This window comes from Streptomyces deserti (assembly GCF_054782695.1).
On the sequence record NZ_BAAGRZ010000021.1, the window covers coordinates 111,766 to 123,136 of the forward strand.

8 protein-coding genes are annotated in these 11,371 nt (G+C 71.8%); 3 read left to right on the plus strand and 5 right to left on the minus strand.

Annotation, left to right across the window (positions count from 1 at the left end; genetic code table 11):
* Window positions 1–41: 41 nt before the first annotated feature.
* Window positions 42–2,969, minus strand: a complete 2,928-nt coding sequence (locus tag ACYVMZ_RS28275) for an FAD-binding and (Fe-S)-binding domain-containing protein (protein WP_461084517.1) — start codon at window positions 2,967–2,969, stop codon at window positions 42–44.
* Window positions 2,970–3,078: 109 nt separating this feature from the next.
* Between ACYVMZ_RS28275 and serC the strand changes: the two genes are divergently transcribed.
* Window positions 3,079–4,197, plus strand: coding sequence for a phosphoserine transaminase (gene serC, locus ACYVMZ_RS28280; protein WP_461084519.1), 1,119 nt, complete (start codon window positions 3,079–3,081; stop codon window positions 4,195–4,197).
* A gap of 330 nt (window positions 4,198–4,527) precedes the next feature.
* Here serC and ACYVMZ_RS28285 read toward each other — a convergent pair whose 3' ends face one another.
* The 3 genes from ACYVMZ_RS28285 to ACYVMZ_RS28295 all read right to left on the minus strand — a co-directional run bounded on the left by ACYVMZ_RS28285 (window position 4,528) and on the right by ACYVMZ_RS28295 (window position 7,920).
* Window positions 4,528–6,054, minus strand: a complete 1,527-nt coding sequence (locus ACYVMZ_RS28285) for a cellulase family glycosylhydrolase (RefSeq protein ID WP_461084521.1) — start codon at window positions 6,052–6,054, stop codon at window positions 4,528–4,530.
* A gap of 106 nt (window positions 6,055–6,160) precedes the next feature.
* Window positions 6,161–6,982 (minus strand): ABC transporter permease, encoded by an 822-nt coding sequence (locus ACYVMZ_RS28290; RefSeq protein ID WP_461084523.1) that lies wholly within the window; start codon window positions 6,980–6,982, stop codon window positions 6,161–6,163.
* Entirely contained in the window at window positions 6,979–7,920 is a 942-nt protein-coding gene (locus tag ACYVMZ_RS28295; protein ID WP_461084544.1) for an ATP-binding cassette domain-containing protein, read from the minus strand. The genes ACYVMZ_RS28290 and ACYVMZ_RS28295 overlap by 4 nt, the downstream gene beginning before the upstream one ends.
* 260 nt (window positions 7,921–8,180) lie before the next feature.
* Between ACYVMZ_RS28295 and ACYVMZ_RS28300 the strand changes: the two genes are divergently transcribed.
* A complete protein-coding gene (locus ACYVMZ_RS28300; RefSeq protein ID WP_461084526.1) occupies window positions 8,181–8,951 on the plus strand; it encodes a TetR/AcrR family transcriptional regulator in 771 nt (256 codons plus the stop codon).
* A gap of 18 nt (window positions 8,952–8,969) precedes the next feature.
* Here ACYVMZ_RS28300 and ACYVMZ_RS28305 read toward each other — a convergent pair whose 3' ends face one another.
* Window positions 8,970–9,944, minus strand: coding sequence for a YncE family protein (locus tag ACYVMZ_RS28305; protein WP_461084528.1), 975 nt, complete (start codon window positions 9,942–9,944; stop codon window positions 8,970–8,972).
* Between the two features lie 120 nt (window positions 9,945–10,064).
* Between ACYVMZ_RS28305 and ACYVMZ_RS28310 the strand changes: the two genes are divergently transcribed.
* A complete protein-coding gene (locus ACYVMZ_RS28310) occupies window positions 10,065–10,742 on the plus strand; it encodes a GDSL-type esterase/lipase family protein (RefSeq protein WP_461084530.1) in 678 nt (225 codons plus the stop codon).
* Window positions 10,743–11,371: the final 629 nt, after the last annotated feature.

Here is an 11,371-nt window from a genome sequence, read left to right on the forward strand (position 1 = left end):
TGAGCCGCTTCGGGCGTCTCCCGGCTCTGACACTCCCTTCGTCACTCCTCCCCCAGTCCCTCCCCCAGCTCCTCCTTCAGCCCCTCCGCCAGCACCTCCGCCAGGTGTCTGCCCCGCACCCCCGCCAGCTGCTCCAACTGCGTCCGGCAGGAGAAGCCGTCCGCGAGGACGACCGTTCCCTCCGGCGCGTCGCGCACCGACGGCAGCAACTGCTCCTCCGCGCAGGCCGTCGACACCTCGTAGTGGCCCTTCTCGAAGCCGAAGTCGCCCGCGAGGCCGCAGCAGCCTCCGCTCAGTTCGCCGGTGAGGCCCGCGGCGGCGCGCAGGCGGCGGTCGGGGGTGTCGCCGAGGACCGCGTGCTGGTGGCAGTGGGTCTGGCCGGCCACCGGGCGGTCGAGGCGGGGCGGGCTCCAGCCGGGGGCATGGCGCTCCAGGACCTCCGCGAAGGTCAGGACGCGGGCGGCGAGGCGGGCCGCGCGCGGGTCGTCGTGCAGCAGCTCGGGGACGTCCGTGCGCAGGGCGGCGGCGCAGCTCGGCTCCAGGACCACGACCGGGGCGGCCGTGTCGAGCACCGGCTCCATCAGGTCGAGCGTGCGGCGCATGACCGCGCGGGCGCGGTCCAGCTGGCCCGTCGACACGTACGTCAGCCCGCAGCAGACGCGGCCCCGGCCCCGCAGAAGGGTCAACGGGTCGAGGGCGACCGTCGTACCGTCGCCCACCGGCGCTTTCCTCAGGTGCACGGTCGGCGGGAGCGCCACGCGCAGCCCGGCCGCCTCCAGCACACGGACGGCGGCCTGCCCCACGGACGGCGAGAAGTGCTCGGTGAAGGTGTCCGGCCACAGAATGACCAGCTCGCCGCCCCGGGCGGCCGTCTCCTGGCGCCGCCGCTCCCACCACCGGCTGAACGTCCGTGTCGCCAGCCGCGGGATCTCCCGCTCGGGCGCGATCCCGCCTAGCCCTTTCCCCGCCCATGCCAGCGGCCTTACTCGGGCGAGCGCGTTGACCAGCCGCGCCGTGCGCGTACGGGCCACCGCGCGGAGCCACACCGGCAGCCGTCCCAGCGCGTAGTGGGCGGCCGGGCGGCGGCGTCCGGCGTAGTGGTGGTGGAGGAACTCCGCCTTGTACGTGGCCATGTCGACCTCGACCGGGCAGTCGGAGCGGCAGCCCTTGCAGGACAGGCACAGGTCGAGGGCGTCCCGTACCTCCGTGGAGCGCCAGCCGTCGGTCACCAGCTCGCCGGCCAGCATCTCGTGCAGCAGGCGGGCACGCCCGCGCGTGGAGTGCTCCTCCGCGCCGGTGGCCCGGAAGGACGGGCACATCACGGCGGGGCCCGACACCGACGTCGTACGGCACTTGGCGACGCCCACGCAGCGCCGTATGGCCGCCGTGAAGTCACCGCCGTCGGACGGGTAGCCGAAGACCACGTCGACGGGCTCGCGCGGCAGGACGGAGAAGCGGAGGTCGGCGTCCAGCGGGGCCGGGCGCACCAGCATCCCCGGGTTGAGCAGGTCGTCCGGGTCCCAGACGCCCTTGACGCGCTCGAACACGGCGACCATCTCGGGGCCGTACATCTTCGGCAGCAGTTCGGCCCGGGCCTGTCCGTCCCCGTGCTCGCCGGACAGGGAGCCGCCGTGCGCCACGACGAGGTCGGCGAGTTCCTCGGAGAACCGCCGGAAGCGGGCGACCCCCCGCTCCGTCAGCAGGTCGAAGTCGATGCGGACGTGGATGCAGCCGTCCCCGAAGTGCCCGTACGGCGTGCCGCGCAGCCCGTGCGCGGCCAGCAGGGCGCGGAAGTCCCGCAGGTACGCGCCGAGCCGGGCGGGCGGCACCGCGCAGTCCTCCCAGCCGGGCCACGCCTCGGACCCGTCCGGCATCCGGGTCGCCGTACCGCTCGCGTCCTCCCGGATCCGCCACAGCACCCGCTGCTCGGCCGGGTCCGTCACCACCAGGGAGTCCACGACGTCCGCCGCCCGCACGACCGCCTCCGCACGCGCGCGTGCCTCCCCCGGAGTCTGCCCGCCCACCTCCACGAACAGCCAGGCTGCGCCCCGCGGCAACCCCGCCGCCGACGGCACCAGGTCCGCCGCCATGCCCTCCACCGTCAGCGGCGAGTACGGCAGCAGCCCCGCCGCGGCCTCGGCGGCGGCGCTCTCGTCGCCGTACGCCAGCACGGCCAGCGCACGCGCGCGCGGTGCCTCGACCAGCCGTACGACCGCCTCCGTCAGGATGCCCAGCGTGCCCTCGGAGCCGCAGAAGGAGCGGGCCACGTCGGCGCCGTTCTCGGGCAGCAGGGCGTCCACGGCGTACCCGGAGATGCGGCGGGGCAGGGCGGGGAAGCCGGTGCGCAACCGCGCCAGCTCCCCGTCGACCAGCGCCCGCAGCCCGTCCGGCGCCCCCGCCCAGCCCTGCCCGAGCCGCAGCCGCTGCCCGCGCGCGGTGATCACGTCCAGCTCGCGCACGCTGTCGGCGGTCGTCCCCCACGCCACCGAGTGCGAGCCGCAGGAGTTGTTGCCGATCATTCCGCCGAGCGTGCACCGGCTGTGCGTGGAGGGGTCCGGGCCGAAACGCAGCCCGTGCGGGGCGGCGGCCTCCTGGAGCCGGTCCAGGACCAGCCCCGGCTGGACGACGGCCGTACGCGCGTCCGGATCCAGCGACACGAGCCGGTCCATGTGCCGGGTGAAGTCCAGCACCACGCCCGTGCCGGTCGCCTGCCCCGCGATCGACGTCCCGCCGCCGCGCGCCACCACCGGCACCCCGCGCGCCCGGCACACCGCCAGCACGGCCGCCACGTCGTCGGCGTCCCGCGGCGCCACGACGCCCAGCGGGACACGCCGGTAGTTCGACGCGTCCATGGTGACCAGCGCCCGGGACATGACGTCGAAGCCGACCTCGCCCCGGACGGCCTCGCGCAGCTCCGCCCGCACAGCGGCCAGAGCCTTCAGATCCGTCAGATCTGTCAGGTCCGTCATGCGTCCAGGATGCATCCGGCCACTGACAGTGACCGGGCCCGCGCCCCACTCGTCTCACCCGACGGACGACGTTTCGCCCATGTTTCCCGAAACGGCTAGGCTCCCGTCCGTGGCTGAGATCCAGATTCCCGCTGACATCAAGCCCGCCGACGGACGCTTCGGCGCGGGTCCCTCCAAGGTGCGGACGGAGGCGCTGGACGCCCTCGCCGCCACCGGTACCTCCCTCATGGGCACCTCCCACCGCCAGGCCCCCGTCAAGAACCTGGTCGGCAAGGTGCGCGAGGGCATCCGCGAGCTGTTCCAGCTCCCCGACGGCTACGAGGTGATCCTCGGCAACGGCGGCTCCACCGCGTTCTGGGACATCGCGACCCACGGCCTGATCGAGAACAAGTCGCAGCACCTCAGCTTCGGCGAGTTCTCCTCCAAGTTCGCCAAGGCCGCCAAGCTCGCCCCCTGGCTGGCCGAGCCCACGGTCATCTCCTCCGACCCGGGCACGCACCCCGAGCCCGAGGCCGAGGCGGGCGTGGACGTCTACGCGTTCACGCACAACGAGACCTCGACCGGTGTCGCCATGCCCATCAGGCGCGTGGCCGGTGCCGACGAGGGCGCGCTCGTCCTGGTCGACGCCACCTCCGGCGCCGGCGGCCTCCCGGTCGACATCGCGGAGACCGACGTCTACTACTTCGCCCCGCAGAAGTCCTTCGCCTCCGACGGCGGCCTGTGGATCGGCGTCTTCTCCCCGGCCGCGATCGAGCGCGCCGAGCGCATCCACGCGAGCGGCCGCCACATCCCGGAGTTCTTCTCCCTCCCCACGGCGATCGACAATTCCCGCAAGAACCAGACGTACAACACCCCGGCCCTCGCCACGCTCTTCCTGCTGAACCAGCAGCTGGAGTGGATCAACGGCCAGGGCGGTCTGGACTGGGCGGTCCGTCGTACGGCCACCTCCGCGCGGACGCTGTACGGCTGGGCGGAGGACGTCAAGTTCGCCAACCCGTTCGTCGCCGACCCCGCCAAGCGGTCCCAGGTCATCGGCACGATCGACTTCACCGACGAGGTGGACGCCGCCGCCGTCGCCAAGGTCCTGCGCGCCAACGGCATCGTCGACACGGAGCCGTACCGCAAGCTCGGCCGCAACCAGCTGCGCGTCGCGATGTTCCCGGCGATCGACCCGGCGGACGTCGAGGCGCTGACGAAGTGCGTCGACTATGTGATCGAGAAGCTCTGACGCTCCGCGTACGTCGATGAGGGGCGCCCGGTGACCTACCGGGCGCCCCTTGTCGTCGGCCGCCGGGCCAAGGACTCCTCCGGCCCCGAACCCCGGTCGTGTCAGTCGCGCGACGCATCGCCGGCGTGGGCCGGGTGCAGCTCGACCGCCTCGTTCTGATACGCGGCCGCAGCCGAACTCCTGCACGTCGCCATGCGCCGGCGTCAGCGGCGTCTCGAAGATCAGGTCGTACTCCGGCAACCGCGGCACCGCCCGAGCCCGGCTGCGTCCGCACGACGGCGATGGGGGCGCCCGGTGGACAACACCAGGCGCCCCTGCTGCATGCCACCCTCACGCCGCCGCACAACTCACACTCGGCACACCCCCGCCCCCGGGCGCCCCCGAAAAGCCGAAGCCCGCCGAACCGCCCACCGCGAGCGCCCCGTTGTGAGCGGCGTTCGACGCCGTGACACTCGCCCCGCTCTGCGTGTACGACGCGTTCCACATGCTGGTGACCTTCTGCGCTCCGCTCCAGGTCCACGTCACCTTCCAGGACTTCAGCGGCACAGCACCCGTGTTGGTCACCTTCACCTCGGCGTTGAAGCCGCCGCCCCAGTCGCTGCCGACGGAGTACGCGGCGGTGCAGGACGCCGTACCGCCACCGGGACCGCCCGGGTCACCGCCCGGGTCGCCGCCCGGACCGCTCGCCGGGAATCCCGGGGCCTTGACGCTCGCCAGGTACCCGTCCTTCACGGTGTCCACGGTCGACCAGTCGTCCTTGAGGATCCCGCCCGTGTCACCGGAGTTGGGGTTCCAGGACCAGAAGGTCCAGTGGAAGCTGTCGGCGCCGTACGCCGACGTCGAGCGCAGGTACGTCACGAGCGCGGCCAGCCACTTCTGGTCCACCGCCGACTGCAGCGTCGTACCGAACTCGCCGATCCACACCGGGGCGATGTTCTGCTTGAAGATGTAGCCCCAGTACCTGTCCCAGATGCCGGGCATGTTGTCCGGGAACGACGGGTCGCTGAACCAGGGCTGCTGGGCCACGGACGTGGCGTAGTCGTGGGCGGAGTACACGAGCCGGTTCGGGACGTCCAACTGGACCGGGTGCTGGGCGACGCCCATCAGGTTGCCGCCCCACCAGCCGTTGGCGCCGTTGTAGGACTGCACGCCCTCGACCATGATCAGCAGCTCGGGGTTGACCGACAGCACCGCGTTGCCGGCGCGTTGCGCGGCCAGGCGCCAGTCCCTCGCCTGGTCCCCGCAGCCCCAGCAGGCCGGATCGTGCGGCTCGTTGTGCAGGTCGATGCCGATCACGGTGGAGTTGCCCTTGTAACGGGCGGCCAAGGACTTCAGGTTCGCGATCCACGTGGACTCCGGCACGGACGCCGTGTACCAGAGCGCCGACTGGCCGGCCGCGTCCGGCCGGTGCCGGTCGAGGACGATCTTGAGCCCGGCCTGACCGGCGTACCCCACGATCCTGTCCAGGACCTGCAACGACGTCAGCCCCCGCAGGTCGGCGTTCTTGCCGTCGGAGAAGTTGACGCTGTCGGGCATCGTGCCGGGCTTGAGGATGTCGTCGCTGTAGGGCAGCCGGATGGTGTTGTACCCCAGCGACTTCATCTGGTCGATCATGCTCTTGTAGTCGCGGGCCCACAGGCCGTGGACCACGTGGTTGCCGGTCTCGAAGCCGAACCAGTTGATCCCGGCGATACGGACCGGCTGCCCGGCCGCGTCCAGGATCTGCCGGCCGCTGGTGTGCCAGTAGCCGGCTCCGGCGGCCGGCTCCGCCGCGTGAGCCGTGCCCTGGACGCCCGCCAGCGGTAACAGCAGTGCTGCGGCCACCGCGCACAGCGCTCTTCGCAAGCTGCGGAACATGTCGCTGCTTCCTCTCGGGAGGCGCGGGCCGGAACGAGTGGGAGCGCTCCCACACCCGCACCTCCCATGGAAGGCAGGTCACACGGACACGTCAAGGACTACGGCGTCACCGGCTCAGCCTCTGGAACCTCCGTACGGCCAGCGGCAGAAAGATCAGCGTCAGCACCACCGGCCACACCCCGGCCATCAGCAGCGCGTGCTGCTCCACCCACGAGTCGCCGCCGCCGACCGGCGTGCCGAACAGCTCCCGGGCGGCCACCGCCGTGGAGGAGATCGGGTTCCAGGCCGCCACCCAGCCCAGCCAGTCGGGCATGAGCTGCGGGGCGACGAAGACGCTGGAGATCATCGTCAGGGGGAAGGCGACGGCGAACAGCCCGCCCGCCGCCTCGGGGTTGGGCACGAGCAGGCCGAGCCACACGCCGATCCAGATCAGTGCGAACCGCAGCCACAGCAGCAGCCCGAACGCGGCCAGGGAGCCCCAGCCCGTGTCCGGCCGCCAGCCCATGGCCAGCGCGGTCAGCATGATGATGGCCAACTCCGCGCAGGCGATGATCAGGTCGGTCACCCCGCGTCCGGCCACCACGGCCGAGGAGGCCATCGGCATGGAGCGGAACCGGTCGATGACGCCCTTGGTGGAGTCGTAGACCACGACCGTGGCGGTGTTCATGAAGCCGAACGCCATCGTCATCACGAACATCCCCGGCATGAGGAAGTCCTTGTAGTCCCCGCCGCCGGGCACCTTCATCGCGCTGCCGAAGACATAGCCGTACAGCAGCACGGACAGGATCGGGAAGCCGAGCTGCCAGGCGATGTTGACGGGCTGGCGCTGGTAGTGGGTGAGGCCGCGGCGGACGATGTTCCAGCAGTCGGACAGCAGCCAGTAGGTACGGCCGTGTGCGGCCGGCCCGGTCAGGTCGACGGCGCTCATGCGGCGGCCTCCTTCGCTTCGGACGCTTCCGCGCGGTGTCCGGTCAGGCGCAGGAACACGTCGTCCAGGCTCGGCCTGCGCAGCCCGATGTCCTCGACCCGTACGCCCTCGTCCCGCAGCGTCCGGGCCACGTCCGTCAGTGCCGCCACCCGGTCGGCCACCGGGGCGTGCACCCGCAACTCGGCCTCGTCCGCCTCGGGTTCGCCGTCCGCGACCCGGGCGACCGCCTTCACCACCCGCGGGATCTCGGCCCGCTCGGCGACCACGACCTCGATTCGGTCGCCGCCGACCCGGTTCTTCAGGCCGTCCGGGGTGTCGTCGGCGATGGCACGGCCCCGGTCGATGACGGTGATGTGCGAGGCGAGCCGGTCGGCCTCCTCCAGGTACTGCGTGGTCAGCAGCACGGTCGTGCCGCCGGCCACCAACGCCCGTACGGACTCCCAGACCTCGCCCCGGCCGCGGGGGTCCAGCCCGGTCGTCGGCTCATCGAGGAAGAGGACGGCCGGGGCGAGGATCATCGAGGCGGCCAGGTCCAGTCGGCGCCGCATGCCGCCGCTGTACGCGCCGACGCCCTTGTCGGCGGCGCCGGTCAGGTCGAACTGCTCCAGCAGTTCGGCGGCCCGCAGCTTGGCCCGCCTGCCGCCCAGGTGGAACAGCCGGCCGAACATCTCCAGGTTCTGCCGCCCGGTGAGCACCTCGTCCACGGCCGCGTACTGGCCGGTGAGCCCGATCCGGGCACGCACCTCGTGCGGCTGCCGGGCGACGTCCAGCCCGGCCACCGTCGCCCGTCCCCCGTCCAGCCGGACGAGCGTGGACAGGATGCGCACGGCTGTGGTCTTGCCGGCGCCGTTCGGCCCGAGCAGCCCGTGCACGGTGCCCTCGCGGACGGCCAGGTCGAAGCCGTCGAGGGCGCGCTTGTCGCCGTAGCGCTTCTCCAGGCCCTCGGCACGTACGGCATATCCGCCGGGTCCGTTGTCTCCGCCCGGTCCGCCAGATCCGCCCGGTCCGTCGTATCCGTCGTATCCGTCGTTTGCGTTCACGCCGACCCCCTTCCCATGAAACTGAGTACGGTGTACTCATTAGAGAGTACGCCGTACTCAGTTTCTGTCCAGTGGTTTTCCACAGCTCGGGGACAACTGGGAGACGGCTCGAGACCGGATCGGAGAAACGCCATGTCAGGAGGGCTACGCTGATGTTCATGACGAGGATGGAGACCGGCGGCAGCGGCAACATCAAGGTCAGTCTGGAGCTGCTGTGGGGCACCGGCGAGCGCCCCAGCCGGGGGCCCAAACCGGCCCTGAGCCTGGACCGGATCGTCCAGGCGGCCGTCGGGATCGCCGACGCCGAAGGCCTGGAGGCGGTGTCGATGCGCCGCCTGTCCACCGCGCTGGACGTGGGCACGATGTCGCTGTACCGGTACGTGCCGGGCAAGGCCGAACTACTCGACCTGATGCTCGACCGGGTGCAGAACGAGGCGCTGGAGTCCGCCCAGGAGGAGCAGGGCCGGCTGGCCGGGGCCGGCTGGCGGGAGGCCGTCCAGACCATGGCCCGGGGCTACCTCGCCCTCTACCGCCGCCACCCGTGGCTGCTCCGGGTCAACCAGGCCCGCACGGTCCTCGGCCCGAGTTCCCTGCGCTCCCTGGAGGCCGCCCTGGTCCCGCTGAAGGGCATGGGGCTCAGCGATCCCGAGCTGATCTCGGTGATCATCTCGGTGCAGAGCTTCGCGGGCGGCATCGCCCGCATGGAGATCGACGCCGACCAGGCCGCGAAGGAGACCGGCCTGAGCCACCAGGAGTTCTGGGACCAGCAGACGCCGTTCCTCGAAAAAGCCATGGAGAGCGGCCGGTTCCCGACGCTGGCCGCGCTGTCCGAGGACGCGTTCACCGACGACTTCGACCACTTCGAGTTCGGGCTGCAACGGCTGCTCGACGGCCTGGAGATCCTGGTCGCCCGGCGCGCCGGGGAGTGACGGCGGACGCCGCCGGGCTCACCCCCGGCGGCGCATCCGCCGCAGCCCGAACAGGGCGACGCAGGCGGCGGCCACCGCGAGGATGCCGACGTTGAGCCGGCCGCCGGCTCCGTCACCCCCGCCGCTGTCGGCGTCGGCCTGCGAACTCCCGCCCCATGAAGGCGACTTGGCGCCCCCGCCCGGCACGTCCTCCGCTTCGACGGAACTGTTCGCGCCCTCGCTGCCGTACATGAGCCGGGTCCCGTCGGCGGAGTAGCTGACGGACTCGCCCTGCCCCTGCAGGGGCACGTTGAGCCGTCCCTTCCGCTTGATCTCGCCGTCGTTCCAGTCGTACCAGATCCCCCCGAAGTAGCCGCGTACGGCGAGCTGCCGGCCGTCCGGGGAGAGGGCGGCGTCGGTGGCCCACAGGTCGACGGGGGCGATGGGCCGGAAGAGGTTGGTGCCGGACGGGGAGAGCCGGGCAGGCCCCTCGTACAGGTGCCCGCCGTCCTCGTTCTTGTCGATGATGTGGACGCGCCCGGTCTTCGGGTGCACGACGAGCGACTCGGCGTCGCGGGGCCCGTCGGAGTACTTCACGACGTACTGCGTGGCCCGGACCGTCTGGTCCCTGAGCTGCTTGGGCTCAGGGAGCCGGTAGACCCACACGTACGGCCACGAGCCACCCAGGTTGTCCCCGATGTCGCCGACGTAGATCTGGTTGCCGGGACCGATGGAGATCGCCTCCACGTCGCGGGGCGTGCCGACGCCGGTGAGGGTGACGCGGGCGACGGTCTCGCCCGTCCGGCTGTCGACGGCGTACAGATACGGCCCGTCGTCGCTGTCGTTGTGCGTCCAGTAGATGCCGGGGTGCTGGTGCGAGGCGGCGAGACCGCTGGACTCGGTGATGCGCGCGTCCCGGATCGTGAAGTCCTCGTTCCCGTCGGCGGCGGAGGCGGGCACGGCGAACGCACCCACGAGGAGGGCCGCGGCGAGGAGCACGAAGGGTCGGCGCATGCCCCCAAGCCTGCCACCCCGCCCGGGCGTTCACATGGCGTGGTGACGCGTGGCCGGTCTCACACCCCACCGGTCGCGTCTCACACCCCACCGGTCGCGGTGATCCACGATGATGAGCGGATGCTCAGGTTCATGCCCGTCGGTGACTCCATGACGATCGGAAGCGCGGGCGAACACACGTGGCGCTACCGGCTGTGGCAGCACCTGTGCGGCGCGTACGGCGGCCCCTTCACCCTCGTCGGCCCGCGCGAGACGCTGTACGACAAGGCGGCGGACGAGGCGACGTCCTACGCGTACGCCGACCCGGACTTCCCGCGCGCCCACCTGGCCGGCTGGGGCGAGGGCTGGCTGCACATGGCCCCCCTGATCGGTGAGGCGGTACGGAAGAGCCGCGCGGACGTCCTGCTGGTGTCCCTCGGCCTGATCGACCTGGGCTTCTACACGAACGCGGACCAGACGGCAAAAAGCGTACGGAACTTCGTGACCGGGGCGCGGGCGGGCAACGCCCGGGTGCGGATGGTCCTGCTGCCGGTGATCCCGAACATCCGGGCGCAGCAGGACCCGGCCTTCGGGACAGAGGTGGCCCGCTTCAACGAACTGCTGGCGAAGACGACCGCGGACCTGGACGAGCCGGTCTCCCCTCTGCTCCTGGCCTCCCCGCCGGGGTCGTACGACATCCACACCGACACCTACGACGGCACGCACCCCAACGCGAGCGGCGAACACAAGATCGCGGCGGCTTTCGCGGACGCGATGCACCAGGCGTGGGACGTGGGCGAGCCCTACGAGCCGCGCTGACCGCGACAACTGTCCGTGATCGCCTCCCGTCAGGGTCGTACGTCGCCCTGCACGACGACGACCAGCTCGACGGTCCGCTGACCCCCGACGCCGCCCCCGCCGGCCCGGATATTTTCATCAACACCCCCACCAGCACCCGGCGTTGCTCGTCGGGCATACGGTCGCGCACGACGACAGGACGTCGAGGTCACTGTGCGACACGGTAGGGCGGGGGTGGCGGGGGGCGGCAAACCGTTCATGGCTGGAGCGGCTGGGCCACCTGACTTCGTGACCAAACAGCCGTACACGAGTGGCCCGTTCGCTGCTGCTCCTGCCTCGAAGCCTGGTTGGACTTCAGTCTCTGGCGACAGACCGTCACGGCCCCCTGCCGTGAAATCGGTGCGCTCACCGCGCTGCTGACGCTCGCCGGAGCCCTTCCGCACCACCGCGCGCCCCGAACCGCGACCACCCCCGACCCCGCCGCCCCCGTGCCCGAGGTCGTGCGGCACGGGTGCTGTACGCCGCCGTGGGGCACTATCGCCGCGAGATCATGCCCCCGTTATGTTCTTCGCGGTTCCGCAAGGGGACCGCTGGCCTCCGGGCCCGGCATGACTGTTGCCCCCTGTCGAAGGGATGACCTGGGGGGTGGT

Coding starts and splice junctions, on each gene's coding strand:
- ACYVMZ_RS28275 (WP_461084517.1), bottom strand. CDS start 2,969: ATGACGGACCTGACAGATCTGACGGATCTGAAGGCTCTGGCCGCTGTG.
- ACYVMZ_RS28285 (WP_461084521.1), bottom strand. CDS start 6,054: ATGTTCCGCAGCTTGCGAAGAGCGCTGTGCGCGGTGGCCGCAGCACTG.
- ACYVMZ_RS28290 (WP_461084523.1), bottom strand. CDS start 6,982: ATGAGCGCCGTCGACCTGACCGGGCCGGCCGCACACGGCCGTACCTAC.
- ACYVMZ_RS28300 (WP_461084526.1), top strand. CDS start 8,181: ATGACGAGGATGGAGACCGGCGGCAGCGGCAACATCAAGGTCAGTCTG.
- ACYVMZ_RS28305 (WP_461084528.1), bottom strand. CDS start 9,944: ATGCGCCGACCCTTCGTGCTCCTCGCCGCGGCCCTCCTCGTGGGTGCG.
- ACYVMZ_RS28310 (WP_461084530.1), top strand. CDS start 10,065: ATGCTCAGGTTCATGCCCGTCGGTGACTCCATGACGATCGGAAGCGCG.